Raw genomic sequence first — 18,158 nt, 5'->3', positions numbered from 1 at the left:
TAATTATTTACCAAAAAGAATAAAATAGCTAGCAATCAAAGCCACTAATATCAAAATCCACCACCAATTTTTCTTAGTCCATTCTACGAATGACAACCGTTTCTTCTTTTCATCGTTACCGGTTGCTATAACGACTGATTCTTTTTTTATTGAATTTCCTTTTGATTGAGAAGAAACCGACAAACGGTTCTGTAGCTTTGCCTTACCGTAAGTCATTTTATCTTTATAGATAATTTTGCCTTCCTCTTTGATTTTTATAAAGCGAGCTTTAGCAAAATTGTCTCTAAACCATACCAACTGTAGTTTATAATAATCTTCATCCCACATTTCTTTTTCATATTCATCTTCTTGCTTTACATATGGTTCTGTGAGTTTGATTTTTTCACCGTGATATTCTATGCTTTTTTCCTTGATATATCTTTTGGCTTCACTAAACTCTCTTGTTGAAAAAGTAGGATCTGACCCAATAATACCTATAAGTAGCCCTCTTAATACCCCAACTTCTTTATTCTTAATAGCATCATCATAAGTAGAATTAGGAATAAAATATTTCATATCTTCCATTATTTGACCTCCTAAACTTGTGTATATTCTATTTTTTCAACAAGTGCTTCAATATACTGTCTTACTTCATCAAAACGCATCACTTGTTCCGCATATGTTTTTTCATCCGAGGCAATTTGAGCTGCTTCCTCTTTTATTACGATAATATCTTTATCCTTTTCCTTTATCAGTTCAATAACTCGATCCACTTTACCTTTTGTTTCATTCTTAAGTGACCTTATATCCTCTCGATAGTCCTCCTTTAATTTAGCAACATATTCATCAACCTTAGCTTCTATTGGAGTAATATTTTTGGAAATATATTCTTCTATATTTATATATATCTTTTGAATAGTTTCAGGCTCTTTTCTAGTTTTCCAAGCCGATCCAATTGATTTAAAGAAAGGTCCTATACCATAACCAAATTCTATATGGGATTTATTAGGATTTTTTTCATCCCTAGATTCCTCTTCTGCTTTTGTAAATGAATCTTTATCAACGATTTTCTTATATGCCATAGTATCCTTTAATGAGAAGCTTCCATTTGTCATTAAACCTGCACTTTCTAACTCTTGCAAATACTTAATAAACTCATCGTACAGTTCAATTGTTGCTCCCCTCTTCTTATCCTTAACCTTCTTTACTGTGTCATTTATCTGTCCTAATAACTGATCTATCTTTTTAGATATCTCAGCAATAATTTTGTCTCCTTCTGACTTGGATACTGTACTACGTCCAGCAACCTTCTCAGCGATACTGTTCTTCACATCGTAAAAGCTAGAACGAATATCATTTATCTCAGGTACAGTTTCTGTAATCTGATCAATCTTTTCTTTTACGCTGTCCATTTTTCCTTTTACGCCTTCTAGAGTAGCTTTTCTTTGCTCCTCTTGCGCCTTTTCCTTTTCTTTTTTTTCTCTGGATAGAACAGCACCGCTGTAAATTTTTTTTGCTTCTTCTAACGCCTCAATTTTAAGTTTATTCAATGAATTCAACTCATCCAATATATCAATAAAACAACCTAATAATTGACGAACCTTTATAGGATAAGCATAGCTTTTTATATATTCCTGAATTGCATTTTCCAAGGCAGGCAAACCAGAATGAATTAATATACGTTCTGGTACACTTAGTTCTCCATCTAAAGCTTGTAAATAGTTATACTTTGTAGCCTCTGAAACCGCACTTTGTTCCTCCAAGCAGAAATTATGATAGTTAGCATATTGAGTTTTAATCTGTTCAATATACCGTTTAAAATTATCGGAAAGTTTTGCCGGGTCATAATAGTACACTTTTTTACAAAACGATTCGTAATATCCATAGAGTTCGGCTTTTTTTGTCATACCTTCAGCAATTCCTGGTTCAGTTGTATAGCCATTAACTACAGCTAATGCAGCTCCTGAAGTAATAGGAAACACCCTTGGGTTTACAATATTTCTTATTCTTGCTGAATTTGGAACTTTCTTTATATTTGTGATAAAGTTCTTTACGTAATTTTCAAGATTTTCCCCCTGATTTGAATATGATAAAGCATCACACTTATTCATTACAAAAAGAAATCTATCATTGAATGCTCCACCATCCCGCTCTGCTGATTCTTCAATAATATCTAAGAGTTCAACAATATTCTCATCTTCAACCTTTTCATCAGAAATGAGAACTACCATCTCTTTTTGTTTAGACTCCAGCACATCCTTTGTAATCTCAATATGTGATTTCTTAGAAAGACGCTTTACCTCTTCTTCAGCTTTTTCAGTGTCATTTCCTGTTGCGCTATCTGTACCGGGCGTATCTACTATTACAATTTTGTAATCTTTTTTCACTCCTTCTGGATATAGAATTGAAAGGTCAGTGTATACTTCTATTATTTCAACAGCATCCTCTACTGCTTTAATTCTATCTTGAATTTCTTGTTCATCGAAACACTTAAATTCTTTAACTTTTCCATTCAGTTTATATTTAACAATAGCCATGCATTTTTCGTTTTCGCTATGAATAATTCTACATATTTTAGCAGTGCATGTTCCGGACGCTGTTGGCAATAAATTCTTTCGAATTAGCGCATTTATTGTAGAAGATTTACCACTACTATATGTGCCTGTAAACACAATTCTAAATTCTTCAGCATCAATTTCCTCATACGTTTCTTTTAAGCATTCATATTTTTTTATGAGTACTTCTGACTTTGACTCTCTGACGATTTCTTCAAAATAATCTGTAAGCATCAAATTAATTACTTCATCAATATTCTTTTTCATTTCAGAGTCAGCTACAATTTCATCCGTAAGGTCACAAAAGGTAAGCTTTGCACCAAGTTTACGCACCTCATTCTGTGCGATAAGTGCTTCTTGTACACTATCATAATCTATCTTTCTTCCAGAAAACTCGACCACTATATCCTTATCGCCCATTAAGCACAGCGTTTCCAATAAACCTTTCCAGTTATCTCGGCTTATCGGATCAATCCACGATTGAATAGGCATATGTACATCCGCATCCAAATATTTTTTTAAGTTAGCATCGCAATGCTTATTTTTCTGTATTTCCTTTCCATCAACCACAACCACGGTTTTCATTTCATAAGGATCATATTTTATAAATACTTTTCTCATTTTAGTTCCTCCAAATTTAGATTTTATCATCTCACAATAACATAGTGTGTCATCTTAAGAATCCTTTTCCTTTTAATTACCCCTTCAGTAATTATACTTGTCAATTATTTCTCTATTCTATTATTTGTCTATTCTTAGGACTCAATCTTTTTTCCCCAGTTCTGATACTCTCCTGTAGTTATTCTTCCATCAATTGATCTATTAGTATATTTGTGAATAGCCCACTATCGTCCAAATTTAACTGCTCCTCGTATCTCACCACTGGAACACATAATTTTAGTCCGTCGTGGAGACTATCTCCACTCTACGACAGCTATCGCATGGACGGAACATCTACTTCTACTTCGCTGATAAATCAGCTCGTACAAGCAGTGATACCGTCTCAACATGATGCGTCTGCGGAAAGAGATCCACTGGCTGGACTTTCTTTAGTTCGTAGCCTAGCTCTTGATAGAGTTTAATATCACGCGCCATAGTAGCAGGATTGCAGGAAATGTAGACAATCCGCTGGGGCTCCATGCTGACACTAGAAGTGATAAAGCTTTCTGTCAGGCCCTTACGCGGCGGATCGACTAGGATGACATCCGCCTTGATTCCCTGATTCAGCCAAGTTTGGATGGCTTGTTCTGCAGGGGCGCAAACATAGCTAGCATTGGTGATACCGTTGAGTTCTGCGTTGCGCTGACTATTTTCCACGGCCTCAGGAATGACCTCGACTCCATAGACCTGCTGGACTCGGTCAGCCAGCGACAGGCCAATGGTGCCAATACCTGAGTAGGCATCCAGCACAATATCCTCTTTTTTAAAATCAGCAAAGTCAAAGGCCGTCTGATACAGCTTCTCTGCCATCTCAGTATTGACTTGGTAAAAGGCTGGCGCAGCAATCTGGAACTGCTTGCCCAGCATGCTGTCAGTGATGAAATCTTGGCCGTAGAGTGTTCGAAATTCCCGACCGAAAATGGCATTTCCCGGCTGGTCATTGATATTTTGCATGATGGACTTGATAGCTGGGAAAGCCTCTGTCAAACTCTCTATTAACTGCTCCACTCGGAAGATCTTAGGCCGACTGGTCACCAAAATCACCATGATTTCACCAGAATAATGGCCACGGCGGACAACCAGATTACGGATCAAACCAGTGCCCTCCTTCTCATCGTAGGGCTTGAGGTCGAAGCGACGCAGCAAGTCGCGTACAAAAACGATAACTTGGTCAATAACTGGATCCTGAATATAAAAGTCCTCAATCGGTAGGAGGTCATGGGAATTTTTCCGGAAAAAGCCAGTTTCCAGCTGTCCATTGACACGGCGAACTGGCACCTGTGCTTTATTACGGTAGGCCAGTGGCTGATCCATGCCCAGTGTCTCCATCATTTCTACGTCCGAAATGCCAGCAATTTTATAAAGGCAGTCCTGCACTTGCTTGCCTTTAAAAGCTAACTGGGCTGGGTAGGCTAAGTGCCCTAAATCAGCAATCCCAGTCCGCAGATAGGCTAAATTAACATGCTCATTGCGCTGGTCAGACTTTTTCACAAATTCCTCAACACGGCCAAAGCCGATTTTTTTATTGACCTTGAGGACACGCATGCGAATCACTTCACTCGGCAGGGCATTTTCAATGAAAAAAACGCGGCCGTCTACCTTGGCCACACCCGCTCCCTCATGACTCAGATCTACAATTTCTACTTCAATAATATCGTTCTTTTTTAACATTTCTTTACTTTCTAAGCAATCCTGCGTTCAACTACAATTATACTAAAGCAGGGAATCACTGGATTTTATACTGTTTATTTCTTTCTTCCTATTGGAAAATATGGTCACATTTCTGCTCTGCTATTTTCCCAAAAAGAAAAGGAAGAGACAAAATCTGCCACTTCCCATTATATCATAAGAGCCCTATCTTAATCCCATTTGTTTCAATCTTTCTTTATAGGCTTCAAAATCAATCAAGAGTCCTTGTCCACCATACATATCATAGGTATCCGTCCAGTCGCCTAGTTCTGGTATAGTGAGGCGCTCTATCCCATTGCGTGAATCAAGCACCAAGGATAAGCCTTGTGACCAAATAAAACTCTGAGGTACATTGGTCGAGGTCAAGGCAAAAACTTTTCCTAATGCTTCAGATCCTGTAAAAAGCTTCGTAGGGTCTTTTATCTGCTGCATGATAGCAGTCAAGACTTCTTGCTGGCGGCGTGTACGTCCAAAGTCACCCTCATCGTCCTTACGGAAGCGGGCATAGTTTAAGAGCGTCCGACCGTCCATGTGCTGACGACCAACCTTGATGGTTTGAGTAGGAACCACTCCATCCTTCATGTTCAAATCATCTGGAACTTCCACTTCTGTGACTTTTTCGCCATCAATAGTCGAAAATTTAGCATCCATGAATACACCATTTGGAAAGAGGGTGTCAATTGCAGTCGCAAAGGTATTAAAGTCCACTAGAGCATAGTATTTAATGTCAATATCGAAGTTATCTTTCAATGCTTGGCGCACTGCCTCAGCTCCACGATGATTGTCTTGTTCACCAAAAGTATAGGCGGAGTTCAATTTTTGATCATAATAATCATCATCCGTCGGCTCCGTGTAGGAATTGCTGACGCCGTCAATATGAATCAAGGTATCACGCATAAAGCTAACCAACTTCATTTTATGGTCTTTATTACCAACGTTCAAGACCATAATTGAATCAGTCCGAGTCTCCGTTGAATTTTCTCCAATTCGGCCATCTGTCCCTAAAACAAGAATGTTGATCCCATCTCGAGCATCATGACCATCAAAGTACTCAACATCAGCCGCTTTAAGATTTCCTGGTCTCGCTGTATTTAAGCCTTTGAAAAACATAAAGAGCATGCCAGAAACAACCAAAAGCACAAAAATGAGGAGCCACATCAGCACGCGCTTCGGACGAATTTTTTTGTAGGTTCTAGGAGTTTTCTGAGTTGATTTTTTCGTTTCTTGCTTTAAAGAATTACGGGAATTCTTTTGGCTTCTGCTAAGAGAACCTTTACCCGGGTATTTAGGTAACAAACCGGATGAATCCGTCTTCGGATCTTCTGATAAAGCCTGCACGGTCTGCTTGGTAGCCGTTTTTTGCGCAGCATCTGACCGTCCTTTCGACTTTTGGCGGAGGTACTGATACTCCTCTTTTTCATGTTCGTTAAGATAGTAATAGTTTGTATGGAGATAATCCAGCCTTAACTGCTCGTGTCGACTCAGATTTTCTGTTTCTCTCATCTCTGCTCCAATCTATAATCCTGAATTTGAAAAACGGGATAGCTGCCTAGAATTTTAAATGTGATACCAAGTGTAGTAAGCTCTTGGTAAGCGAAATCCACTAATTCTTTCCGTTCATTATCAATATCAATAATAAAGAAATATTCCCCTAGGGCTGTTTTAAGAGGGCGGCTTTCAATCTTTGTCAGGTCAATGCCACGCCAAGCAAAGGTTGATAGTGCCTTATACAATGCACCGGGCAGATTATCCGGTAAGGTCAGAGCTAAACTCTGCTTTTCCTCTTGCTTTACAAGCTTAAGAGCAGGGGTGGTTTGTCCCAAAATCCAGAAACGAGTGAAATTTTCCTCCATTTCCTGAATATCCTGAGCCACCACTTGCAAACCATACTCGACTGCCGCAGTCCGCGGTGCAATAGCCGCAAAAGGTTGGTCAGGATGCTCTGCCACAAAGCGAGCCGCATAAGCTGTACTGGCAGTAATTTCAATTGCTGCTTCTGGATAATGCTGGCGAATATAGCCTTTTCCCTGAGCAAGCGCCTGAGGATGGGAAAAGACTTTCTCAATGGGCTTGTCCAAACTGGTCGCCAATAACTGCTGCTTAATGGGCTGAACAATCTCTGCTACCGCTTGGATCTCAGCCTGATGGAAAAGATAATCCAAGGTCTCATGGACACTTCCTTCAATCGAATTTTCCACGGGAACGACTGAATAATCCACCTCTTTCCCTTCATAGGCCTTCATCACTTCTGTGATATTTTGGTAGGGCACCAAGTCTGCTTTGGGAAAGGCTTCTTGGGCAACATGGTGGGAAAAAGATCCCTTGGGTCCTAAAAAAGCTACTCTCATTGAATTTCCTCAATAATTTCTTGTGGCGTTTTTCCTACCACGTCAATTGTTTGTGTCGCGACCGCCTCATAGAGAGCCTGGCGTTGTTCAAAAATCTCCTGCAAATCTGCCTTGCTCTTGGTCAGATACAAGGGGCGCTGATTTTCCTGATCTTGCTCAATCCGACGAAAGAGGGTCTCAAAGTCAGCCTTCAGATAAATATTTTGGGGATTTCGGGCTAATAATTCACGATTTTGGGAGCTCAAGACAACACCCCCTCCCGTAGAAAGCACGACATCCTGCTGGATACACTCAGCCAAGACTTCAGCCTCAATTTTTCGAAAGACTGGTTCACCATATTGAGCAAAATACTCTTGGATGGACATGCCGATCTTTTGGACAATCAGCTCGTCCATATCCAGAAAATCTGCTGACAAGGCTCTCGCAATCGTTGATTTTCCCGCTCCCATGAAGCCAAGTAAAATCTTAGCCATTCATCAAGCCCTCCAAGTCTGAAAAGAAGCTTGGATAGCTGGTATTGATAGCCTCTGCCCGCTCCAGCTCCACCTGACCATCCGAAACTAATAGAGCCGCAATGGCTGCCATCATTCCAATACGGTGGTCACCGAACGTATTGATGCTTGCACCATGAAGAGGCGTTTTTCCATCGATAATCATACCATCTGCTGTAGGGGTAACGGCTGCTCCCATGCTATTTAAGGCATCTGCGACAACCTGAATCCGATCGGTTTCTTTTACTTTTAACTCCTCTGCATCTCGGATTACCGTTCTGCCCTCAGCTTGGGTCGCTAAAAGGGCAATGATCGGAAGCTCGTCTATCAAGCGCGGAATAATTTCTCCGCCAATCTCCGTTCCCTTCAGCTCAGAAGTCTCAACGGTAATCGTAGCGGATTTGGCCACCTCATCTATATTAGAAAGGGTCATCTTACCGCCCATTGCCTTGATAACATCAAGAATCCCTGTCCGAGTTTCATTGATTCCTACATTTTCAAGGACGATTTTGGACTGGGGCAGAATCAAACCTGCAACCAGCCAGAAGGCTGCGCTGGAAATATCACCAGGCACTCTCACTGCTTGCCCAGTAAAGGTCTGACCACCCCGCACACGGATTTCCTTGCCCTTGACCTCAATTTGACCACCAAATTGGACAATCATATCCTCTGTATGGTTACGGGTAATTTCCTTTTCAATAATGACCGACTCGCCTTGAGCCTGTAAAGCGGCGAAAATCAGGGCTGATTTGACTTGAGCGGAAGCTACTGGCAGCTGGTAATGAATCGGTTTTAAATCTTTTCGGCCATGAATGTGTAGTGGCGGTAAATCTCGTTCTGTCTGACCCCAAATATCCACACCCATTTGACTAAGAGGCAGGGTTACCCGATCCATCGGACGTTTGGACAAACTATCATCCCCAAACATCTCTGCTGCAAAATCCTGACCTGCCAAGACACCCGAAATCAAGCGGATAGAGGTCCCTGAATTTCCCATATCCAATTTATTGTGCGGTGCCTTGAGTCCATCAAATCCAACACCATGGATCTTGACAGTCTTTCCATCATCCTCTATCTTGACGCCTAAATCGCGAAAGACCTGCATCGTAGAAAGGACATCCTCACCTCTCAAAATATCGTGAACCACTGTAAGGCCCTTGGCCAAGCTCCCGAACATAATCGAACGGTGACTGATTGATTTGTCGCCTGGCACACGGATGCGGCCATTCAGACCTTTTGCCTTTGTTCTTAACTTCATAGATGCCCCTTTCAATTGCTACTAACTTCTATTTTATCATAAAAATAGCAATTTTCTAAAAAATTCTTGTATTCATTCCGACTTCTTCCTTCTTTCTACTTTTCTACATGATAAAAGAGGCTGCGACAATCATCTCTCAGCCTCCCTTTATTCCTTATCAAAACCACGAGAGTACTAGATTCTTGCTCTAGTTAATCTCTGATTTAGCCATTATTTGTGTCCTAAATGCTTATCAATCTCATCCATAATCCGCCCCATCACATAGCTAATCTGCAGATTACGACCAATCAGAATGGCCCAGAAAATAGCCATCAGATAGTGCTCAGACATGATTGCTTCATTAAAAAAATATGTTTCTAGGGCTGTAAAAGCCGCCATTACTATAAATTGTCGTCTATTCATTCTTCCATTATAGCATGAAAAATCATAAAAATCTAAATTCAATCATCTTGCACGGTGATTTTTTCTGCTAGAAAATCAAAACCTTCCGGTATCAAACTTTCTTCCTGCTTTTCAACTGCTTCTGCTTTATTGCTACGACTTCTAGCTGAAAATTCTGCCCGAATTTGAGTCCAGTCCTCTAGGGAAATAGCCAGAATATCTGGTGAAAAACCAGCAGCATTGCTCAGCAGATTTCCAAACATGGTATTGAGATTTTCTCTTTTCATGGTCTGCTCAGCGTTGAAATGAGACTCAAAAGCCAAAATAGCATGATTTTCGTTAGCTGCAACTGGCTGCGAACCGATGAGCAGCGCCTTGTCCGCTCCTGCCAAACTCTCGATAATTTCACCCCAAGCATTTTGCAGCTTGGTCAAATTGCTGCGAGCCAAGTCAGGATTTTCCACTGCCTCTTCCAAAATGGCATTGACCTTATTGCGATCTACTCGATAGGTCTTAGCCTTCTGAGGTCGTGCCTCTGATTTCTTAGCTGCTGGAGCTGGCTGACTGCCGACATTGGCCAATTGCTGCTTGAGCTCTTGAATTTCCTGCTTGAGATTAGACAGTTCTTCTGCCAAGTTGTCAGGAATCTGGTCCAAGCCTGCTTTTTCCTCAGCCAGTCGAATAGTCATCATTTCTGTATAAATCTTAGGCTGCAGGGTATTTTTGATGTCTGCTAAACTCTTGGTCGCTATCTCAATCATGGCAAAGAGAGTCTCCTGCGGTGTCTTGATATTTTCCAGAAAGAGCTCACTAGTATGATGATTTTCCCCACCAGTTTTGACAATAATCAAGTCACGCAAATATTGCAGGAGGTCCGTCACAAAACGAGGCATGTTTTTGCCGCTGTCAAAAATCAGATTGAGATTGTCTAAGGCTGTGACTGCGTCATGCGCAATCAAGGCTGCTACATAGGCATCCAAGGCACCTAAGCTGATAGAGCCTGTGATCTCTTCAGCAATATCAGTAGTCAAACGATTTTCTTGGGTCAAGCTAAGAGCCTGATCGAGGATAGACAAGGCATCTCGCATACCGCCCTCAGCTCGACGGGCAATAATCTGCACACCTTCTTGCTCAAAATCAATGCCTTCCTGCTCCAGAATCCACTCAATATGACCAATGATGTCCTGCGTCTTGATAGACTTAAACTCAAATCGCTGAACACGAGAAAGAATGGTCGCTGGAATCTTATGCAGCTCTGTCGTCGCTAGGATAAAGACCACATTTTCGGTTGGCTCTTCCAAGGTCTTGAGCAAGGCGTTAAAGGCTCCAGTCGAGAGCATGTGCACCTCATCAATGATATAGACCTTGTGCTTGGCAAGACTGGGCGCATAGGTAGACTTGTCCCGAATATCACGAATCTCATCGACACCATTATTAGAAGCCGCGTCGATCTCAATGACATCTTCAAGACTCCCCTCAGTGATGGCCTGGCAGATATAGCAGTCATTGCAGGGCTCACCATCCTTTTGATTAGGACAGTTCATAGCCTTGGCAAAAATCTTGGCAACACTGGTTTTTCCTGTTCCACGTGGACCAGAAAAAAGATAGGCATGGCTGATTTTCCCTTGCTCAACAGCCTGCCGCAGAGTGGTCGCTACTACCTGCTGACCCACCAGCTGACCAAAGGTCTGACTGCGGTACTTTCGATATAAAGCTTGATACATTAGGCTTTTTCTCCAAACATTTCAAAATTCCAGGTCGTTTTTTCAAGCAAAATCTGGACAAACTTTTCCAGATATTCCTGATCTAGCTTATCATAATCATCCGTCAAGGCCGAGTCCAAATCCAGCACTCCCAGAAGACGACCGTCTTTTACCATGGGCACCACAATCTCACTCTTAGCCCGGCTATCACAGGAAATATAGTTGGAATGCTGGGTCACATCTTCTACGATAATCGTCTGCTTTTTCTCAGCTGATTCCCCACAAACACCCTTACCTAGCGCAATATGGACACAGGAAACACCACCCTGAAAAGGCCCCAAAATTAGCTCATTCCCATCAAAAAGATAGAAACCAGTAAAAACCGAATGAGGCAAGACTTGATTGAGCAGGGCGCTAGCATTAGAAAGATTGGCCAAAGCGTTGGTCTCACCCTCCAACAAGGCTTCCAGCTGAGCCAGTAACAGTTGATAATTTGAAATTTTTTCCCTTTTATTCATACTTTCTATTATATCAAAAAGCCCGTTCTACAGAAGAAAAAATAAAAACTTTTTAGCTTCTTTTCTAGTCCGAGCTTCAAGTTGAAAAACATTTTCTTATTCTGACCGCCACAAAGGATAGTCCTAAGCTTCATCTTTCCTGCTCAAAATATAAGAGGCTGAGATTATCAATCCCAGCCTCTTATTCCTATAGAAAGGCGATCTATGCTCAACTCATCTGTTTACAGCCACCCCATAAAGCGGATAAGGTACATATTTAGTCGTACCTGACGCGAATAGTAGTAATTTCCACCATTAATATAAAGCTTGGGGCCGTAAAAAATAGAAAGTATATTATAGTATGAATAGGTTTTTCCAGTCACATTGCCAAGACTCGGTGCAACCACTTCTTTTGAGTATTTTTTTGCAAGCTCGAGCGTATTCTCGCCGCCATTTTGCGCAACATAGTCGATATAAGCCTGGCCGAAATTGTAGGCCTGAACTGCCGTCCAGACATCCACCTTTTTCTCGCTGGCCAGCTCTAGATTGTCCGATAAAGTCTGAATACCTTGCCGAACACTTTCTTTATTGTCTGTAATCGAATTGATTTCGCCTGTTGCACTCTCACTAGACTGCATGAGGTCGTTGTTTCTTCCCTTGGTTTCTGTGTAGATCATGGCTAGGACTAGCTCTTCATTAGCCGCTGTGTCCTGCTCGTCCAGCACTTCTCTAACCAAGCTTTGATAGGTCATAACCTGCTTAACATCACGATGGACTTGATAGCCTTTTATCGCGATGGCAGCCAGAATGATGAGCAAAATCAATCTTCTGATAAATTTAAACATTATTTACTTTGTATATCCTCGATATTTTTGATGAGAATAGAGTAAGTCCCGTTGTCGTTCTGGATAAATTCCACGGATTCAGCATCCTGATAGACATTATTGGGAACAATTAGCTCTATTCCATTAGAGAGGGATAATTTTTGATTTTCGAACTTCTTTTTCTGGCGACTGCTGTCAATCTCATCAAACTTGATTGGCTCTGGCACAGTTTCCTTAACTTGGTCAATAAAGGTAAGTCGGGCTGTCAGATTGCTGTCAAACAGCTCGTCTGCCAGCTTTTCAGGAGATAATTCATCATTTTCTTCCAGATTTTTGAAAATGCTGGATTTGACCTTAGACTGGAACTGAAAGTCGTCTGTGTTAAAGCTTTCAGCAATCTTTTGAGCTGTTTTTTCCAGAGCTTTGATAGATTTTTTGGGTGAAATCTTGGGACTGACCTGCAAGAGATTATCCGAAAAATAGTTGAGAAAGGCACCATTGTACTTGATGCGCTTTTCAATCAGATGGTACTTGCGAGACTGGAGATTGATGACCAAAGCCTCGTCCGCACCTGTACCAAAGCCAGGCAGATTGTTCTGCGTCAGCTTGATTGGATTGTCCGTCTCACCACCCAAGTGGGTCAGGGTTTCCCGCAGCGCAATCCGCAGAAAAGCAAAATGCTCCACGCCTTCCTTGTCAAACTGAACGAAAAGCAGATCGTTGGTTTTCTGGTTTTCACTGACCGAAAACTCTTCCTGCCAAAGCTTAGCCACTGTCACGGATGTTTCCAGTAAGTCGTCTGAAAGCTGGGCTAAAAAGACATTTTCGGGATCGAAAACACCTGTTTTCGCCTCATCAGAATAAACTCGCTCGATTTTCTTACGCAAGTATTCTTCAATCTTGGGAGTAATGTTGAGAAACTTATCCGCCAGCAGCAGTTCGGTATCAGCTGGACTGAATTGATGAATGATGGCCTTTTTTACGTAAATGTCCATCTTAGTTCAAACCTTCATAGAGCGGAAAAGCATCCGTCAGTTCGCGAACTTCCGCTCGCACTTGGTTCAGCACCGCTTCGTTTTCAGCGTTTTCCAGAGCCTTGATAATAAGCTCAGCCACCTTGATACTTTCTGTGACACCAAAACCTCGAGCTACAATAGCTGCTGTACCGATACGAATGCCGCTGGTTTTAAATGGTGACAAAGTCTCGTAAGGGATGGAGTTTTTATTAAGAGTGATATTGACCTCATCTAAGAGATTTTGAGCGACTTTCCCATTTTCTACAACCTTAGTGACATCAACCAAGAAAAGATGATTTTCAGTACCGTCAGAAATCACACGGAACTTATCATGCTGACGGAAGACTTGCGCCATGGCTTGGGCATTGTCCAAAATCTGTTGGGCATAAACCTTGAAAGCTGGGTCAAGCACTTCTTTAAATGCAACTGCTTTGGCTGCGATGACATGCTCTAATGGCCCACCCTGAATACCTGGGAAAATGGCTGAGTTGATTTTCTTAGCCAAATCTTCATCATTTGTCAAAATCAAGCCACCACGAGGTCCGCGCAAGGTCTTGTGGGTTGTTGTGGTTGTGATATCCGCATAAGGCACAGGGCTTGGATGGAGACCTGCAGCAACCAAACCAGCAATATGAGCCATATCGACCATCAGCTTAGCACCTACTGCATCCGCGATTTCACGGAATTTCGAAAAGTCAATGATATGAGAGTAAGCTGAAGCACCCGCCACAATCAGCTTAGGCTGTACTTCCTTGGCTTGTTTGAGGATGGCATCAAAGTCCAGTAATTCTGTTTCGGGATCAACGCTATAGGATACGAAATTGTAGGTCTGACCAGAGAAGCTGACTGACGCACCGTGAGTCAAGTGGCCGCCCGCAGACAAATCCATGCCCATCACTGTGTCGCCTGGCTCAATCAAAGCCATATAAGCTGCACAATTGGCCTGACTGCCTGAGTGAGGTTGCACATTGGCAAATTTGGCACCAAAGATTTCCTTGGCGCGCTCAATAGCCAAGCTCTCCACAACATCCACTACGTCTGTTCCACCATAATAACGGCGACCTGGGTAGCCTTCAGCGTATTTATTGGTCAAAATAGAACCTTGAGCCGCCATAACAGCTTTAGAAACGACATTTTCTGAAGCGATCAGCTCGATATTATGTTGCTGACGCTCTTCCTCATTGGCAATGGCATCCCAGAGTTCTTTGTCAAATGTTTTGTAGTCTTCTTGGTCAAAAATCATAAAGTGTCTCCTTTTTTGAGAAAATAGGGCGCTAGGCTCCTAATAGTTAAAATGTTATATCATTTACTTGGGCGAGAATGTCCTCGCGGGTAATGGCTCCTTGGCGCAAAATACGTGCCTTTTCTCCAGACAAGTCCAGAATGGTTGAATCCTGACCTGTCAAGGAAGCATCATCTTCTACTCCCGAGACTTGCTCTTGGAAATCCAGCATGATCTGTTGGAAAGAAGTTCCACTGGCTTTCCCAGAAAGGTTGGCGGATGGACCAATCAAGGGTCCATACTTGCGAATCAAGTCCAGGGTAACAGGGTGCTTAGGAATCCGAAAGCCCACAGTTTCCATACCAGAGTTAATCCAAGATGGCACACGATCATTAGCCTGGAGGATAATAGTCAGCGGCCCAGGCAGAAAGGCTTGATAGAGTTGATCCAGATAACTGGGCTGGTTCTTAGAAAAACGGTAAACTTCTTCCAGGCTAGCCACATTGAGATTGAGAGCCTTGTCACGAGGTCTTCTTTTTAATTCATAGACTCGCTCAACCGCCTCTTCGTTCAAGGCTTGGGTAAAGAGGCCATAAACAGTTTCGGTGGGCAGGACAACTGCTCCGCCTGCTGCTAGAGTCTTTTCTATCTTATCCATTGTCCACTGCCACCATTCTATCCTTGCCAAACTGATCCTGCAGGACTCGGATTCGTTTTTGCAAGAAGGATTTTTTAAATAATTCCTTGACGCCGGCTCCTTGCTTGTAGCCAATTTCCAGATAAATTTTTCCTTTTTCTGTCAGATAGTCTCCTGCCTGCTCGGCTATTTTCCGATAGACGGCATAGCCATCCTCCTCAGCAAAGAGGGCCATGTGAGGCTCTGAGGTCAGAACGTTAAGTCCAACTTCATCCTTATCTGCTTCTGAAATATAGGGTGGGTTGGACACGATGATGTCAAATGTCCCGCTAATCGCTTCCATGCAATCGGATTGGACAAAAGTAGGATTGAGGCCGCAGGACTGAGCGTTTTCCGCCGCCAAGGCAAGAGCATCGCCAGAGAGATCAGAAGCAGTAATCTGCCAGTCTGGGCGACTGCTTGCCAGTGCCAGAGCGATGGCCCCACTACCCGTTCCGATATCCAAGACAGACAGAGAACTTTCGAGATTTTCTGACAAAATCAGTTCCACCAGCTCCTCCGTCTCAGGCCTTGGAATCAGAACTCGCTCGTCCACTTTGAGAGTCAAGCCGTGAAAGTCACTACTCCCAATGATATACTGGGCCGGCTTATGAGCAAGCAGTTGCTCTTGAATTGCTTTTAGCTGCTCACGTTCTTCCTGGCTAACTGCTGTCTGAAGCTTGAGAACAAAGTCGGTAAAAGAGAGGTCATTGAGTGCCCGATAAACGAAAGACAGGCTTTCCGCTTCTTCTCCCGCTGCTACCAGCTCCTGCTCTAGCTCCGCTAAATATTGAGCCAGCATCATTATTTATTCAGCTCTTCTAGTTTTTGCGTTTGATCATAGAGTACCAAGGCATCTACAACTTCATCCAATTTACCAGACAAGATGGTATCTAGTTTTTGGAGAGTCAAGCCAATACGGTGGTCTGTGACACGGTTTTGTGGGAAGTTATAAGTACGAATTCGTTCTGAACGGTCACCAGTACCGATAGTAGATTTACGCTCAGCGTCTTGTTCATCCTGAGCAATCTGCGCAAAGTGGTCAGCCACACGCGCACGGATGATCTTCATCGCCTTCTCACGGTTTTTCTGCTGGGTCCGTTCTTCCTGCATTTCAACCTTGATATTGGTTGGCAAGTGAACGATACGAACGGCAGTCGCAACCTTGTTGACGTTCTGTCCACCAGCACCAGATGCGTGGTAGATGTCGACACGAAGGTCTTTTGGATCAATATCGTATTCTACTTCTTCGATTTCTGGCATAACCAAGACAGTTGCTGTTGAGGTATGAACACGGCCTTGACTTTCTGTCACAGGGACCCGTTGCACGCGGTGAGCACCTGATTCATACTTGAGTTTAGAGTAAACAGATTGCCCTGAAACCATGGCCACTACTTCTTTGAAACCACCGACACCGTTCATTGAGGCTTCCATGACTTCAAAACGCCAGCCTTGGGCTTCCGCATACTTCTGATACATCGTCAGCAAATCTCCAGCAAAAAGCGCCGCTTCATCTCCACCAGCTGCTCCACGGATTTCAAGGATGATGTTCTTGTCGTCGTTTGGATCCTTAGGTAATAGGAGAATTTTCAGCTTTTCTTCGTATGCTTCTTTATCAGCCTTGGCATCTTTGAGTTCTTGCTTGGCCATTTCTTCCAAATCAGCATCTCCGCCAGACTCTTTAATCATCTCTTCAGCATCAACGATGTTTTGAAGGACTTGCTTGTATTCGCGGTAGGCTGTTACCGTATCACGAGTAGAAGCCTCTTCTTTTGAAAGCTCCATGAAACGCTTGGTGTCTGAGACCACATCTGGGTCACTGAGTAATTCTCCGAGCTCTTCATAGCGGTCTTCCACTGCCTGTAACTGGTCATAAATATTCATCTTTGTAATCTATCTCCTTGATTTTCTAATTCATTCTACTTAATGGGGGGATTGAAATAATGCTTGCGGCAAACAGAAATATAGGTCTCATGGCCACCAATTTTGATCTGTTCGCCATCATAGACAGGTTTCCCATTATCCGTCCGCAAAACCATAGTTGCTTTTTTTGAACAATATTGGCAAATGGTTTTGATTTCGTCAATCTTATCAGCCAGGAGCAAGAGATGCTTGGAGCCTTCAAAGAGTTCATTGCGAAAATCATTTTTCAGACCAAAAGCCATGACTGGAACATCCAGCTCATCCACTACTCTAGCCAAATCATAGACATGGTGACGTTTCAAAAACTGAGCCTCATCAATCAAAACGCAGTACGGCTTTTCAGGCAGACTTTGAATATAGCCAAAAATATCCGTTTGATCCTCGATTGCCATAGCAGATCGCTTCATGCCGATACGGCTGGAAACAACGCCAAAGCCATCTCGTGTATCGACAGCCGAGGTCATGATTACCACGCTTTTGCCCTGCTCTTCGTAGTTGTGGGCCACTTTCAAAATTTCAATGGTCTTGCCCGAATTCATTGTGCCATATTTATAATATAACTGAGCCATTTTATTCTTACATTCTCTCTAAGTATTGTCTTTCTAGGACTTTCAGCACTGTCCATAAACTCTGCTGGAAAGACCAACCATACTTCCTATTATTTTACCATAATTCACTATTCTTTAAAACCTAATTTGTGATAAAATAAGATTAGCAAAAGAAAAGGAGAAATCATATGCCATTTGTCAGAATTGATTTATTTGAAGGCCGCAGCTTGGAACAAAAGAAAGCTTTGGCTAAGGAAGTCACCGAAGCCGTTGTCAGAAATACTGGCGCACCTCAGTCTGCTGTCCATGTCATCATCAACGACATGCCAGAAGGCACTTACTTCCCTCAAGGTGAAATGCGAACAAAATAAAATCAAAAAGGCTGAGA

Annotated in this window: 17 protein-coding genes and 1 pseudogene; 1 reads left to right on the top strand and 17 read right to left on the bottom strand. The window is 42.5% G+C overall.

Annotation, left to right across the window (positions count from 1 at the left end; translation table 11 throughout):
• Positions 1-3: 3 nt before the first annotated feature.
• From ACWPVL_RS10155 to ACWPVL_RS10075, 17 genes are all read right to left on the bottom strand, one after another.
• Positions 4-564 carry a hypothetical protein gene (locus tag ACWPVL_RS10155; protein WP_454388705.1) on the bottom strand — a complete coding sequence of 187 codons (561 nt, stop codon included), beginning with the start codon at positions 562-564 and terminating at the stop codon, positions 4-6.
• 11 nt (positions 565-575) lie between these two features.
• Positions 576-3,155 carry a dynamin family protein gene (locus tag ACWPVL_RS10150; RefSeq protein WP_454388703.1) on the bottom strand — a complete coding sequence of 860 codons (2,580 nt, stop codon included), beginning with the start codon at positions 3,153-3,155 and terminating at the stop codon, positions 576-578.
• A gap of 339 nt (positions 3,156-3,494) precedes the next feature.
• Positions 3,495-4,865, bottom strand: coding sequence for a 23S rRNA (uracil(1939)-C(5))-methyltransferase RlmD (gene rlmD, locus ACWPVL_RS10145; protein WP_454388701.1), 1,371 nt, complete (start codon positions 4,863-4,865; stop codon positions 3,495-3,497).
• Positions 4,866-5,048: 183 nt separating this feature from the next.
• A complete protein-coding gene (locus tag ACWPVL_RS10140) occupies positions 5,049-6,386 on the bottom strand; it encodes an LCP family protein (protein ID WP_454388699.1) in 1,338 nt (445 codons plus the stop codon).
• On the bottom strand, positions 6,383-7,231 hold the full coding sequence (gene pheA, locus ACWPVL_RS10135; protein ID WP_454388697.1) for a prephenate dehydratase: 849 nt from the start codon (positions 7,229-7,231) through the stop codon (positions 6,383-6,385). Before pheA ends, ACWPVL_RS10140 begins: the two co-directional genes overlap by 4 nt.
• The gene (locus tag ACWPVL_RS10130) at positions 7,228-7,704 is read right to left on the bottom strand and encodes a shikimate kinase (RefSeq protein WP_454388695.1); all 477 of its coding nucleotides are present in this window, start codon (positions 7,702-7,704) and stop codon (positions 7,228-7,230) included. Before ACWPVL_RS10130 ends, pheA begins: the two co-directional genes overlap by 4 nt.
• Entirely contained in the window at positions 7,697-8,980 is a 1,284-nt protein-coding gene (gene aroA, locus ACWPVL_RS10125; RefSeq protein WP_454388693.1) for a 3-phosphoshikimate 1-carboxyvinyltransferase, read from the bottom strand. The genes ACWPVL_RS10130 and aroA overlap by 8 nt, the downstream gene beginning before the upstream one ends.
• A 210-nt stretch (positions 8,981-9,190) precedes the next feature.
• The gene (locus ACWPVL_RS10120; protein ID WP_015604746.1) at positions 9,191-9,382 is read right to left on the bottom strand and encodes a DUF3272 family protein; all 192 of its coding nucleotides are present in this window, start codon (positions 9,380-9,382) and stop codon (positions 9,191-9,193) included.
• Between the two features lie 38 nt (positions 9,383-9,420).
• Complete coding sequence (gene dnaX / locus ACWPVL_RS10115) at positions 9,421-11,085, bottom strand: DNA polymerase III subunit gamma/tau (RefSeq protein ID WP_454388691.1); 1,665 nt, start codon at positions 11,083-11,085, stop codon at positions 9,421-9,423.
• Positions 11,085-11,582: a GAF domain-containing protein gene (locus ACWPVL_RS10110; protein WP_454388689.1), complete on the bottom strand. Its 498-nt coding sequence runs from the start codon at positions 11,580-11,582 to the stop codon at positions 11,085-11,087. Before ACWPVL_RS10110 ends, dnaX begins: the two co-directional genes overlap by 1 nt.
• 221 nt (positions 11,583-11,803) lie before the next feature.
• Positions 11,804-12,406: a lysozyme family protein gene (locus ACWPVL_RS10105; RefSeq protein WP_125371729.1), complete on the bottom strand. Its 603-nt coding sequence runs from the start codon at positions 12,404-12,406 to the stop codon at positions 11,804-11,806.
• Positions 12,406-13,380, bottom strand: a complete 975-nt coding sequence (locus ACWPVL_RS10100) for a nucleoid-associated protein (protein WP_454388686.1) — start codon at positions 13,378-13,380, stop codon at positions 12,406-12,408. Before ACWPVL_RS10100 ends, ACWPVL_RS10105 begins: the two co-directional genes overlap by 1 nt.
• Before the next feature lies 1 nt (position 13,381).
• Positions 13,382-14,644, bottom strand: coding sequence for a serine hydroxymethyltransferase (gene glyA, locus ACWPVL_RS10095; RefSeq protein WP_454388684.1), 1,263 nt, complete (start codon positions 14,642-14,644; stop codon positions 13,382-13,384).
• 46 nt (positions 14,645-14,690) lie between these two features.
• Complete coding sequence (locus ACWPVL_RS10090; protein WP_454388682.1) at positions 14,691-15,281, bottom strand: L-threonylcarbamoyladenylate synthase; 591 nt, start codon at positions 15,279-15,281, stop codon at positions 14,691-14,693.
• Positions 15,274-16,104 (bottom strand): peptide chain release factor N(5)-glutamine methyltransferase, encoded by an 831-nt coding sequence (prmC, locus tag ACWPVL_RS10085; protein ID WP_454388680.1) that lies wholly within the window; start codon positions 16,102-16,104, stop codon positions 15,274-15,276. Before prmC ends, ACWPVL_RS10090 begins: the two co-directional genes overlap by 8 nt.
• Complete coding sequence (gene prfA, locus ACWPVL_RS10080; protein ID WP_454388678.1) at positions 16,104-17,183, bottom strand: peptide chain release factor 1; 1,080 nt, start codon at positions 17,181-17,183, stop codon at positions 16,104-16,106. Before prfA ends, prmC begins: the two co-directional genes overlap by 1 nt.
• 35 nt (positions 17,184-17,218) lie before the next feature.
• On the bottom strand, positions 17,219-17,791 hold the full coding sequence (locus ACWPVL_RS10075) for a thymidine kinase (protein ID WP_062123192.1): 573 nt from the start codon (positions 17,789-17,791) through the stop codon (positions 17,219-17,221).
• Between the two features lie 161 nt (positions 17,792-17,952).
• Here ACWPVL_RS10075 and ACWPVL_RS10070 point away from each other — a divergent pair.
• Positions 17,953-18,141, top strand: a pseudogene (locus ACWPVL_RS10070) (4-oxalocrotonate tautomerase); the annotation flags it as partial.
• Positions 18,142-18,158 lie beyond the last annotated feature (17 nt).

Source organism: Streptococcus sp. Marseille-Q8145 (assembly GCF_965112035.1).
Note: the sequence above shows the minus strand (reverse complement) of the source record. Positions and strands in the feature narration are given on the sequence as shown.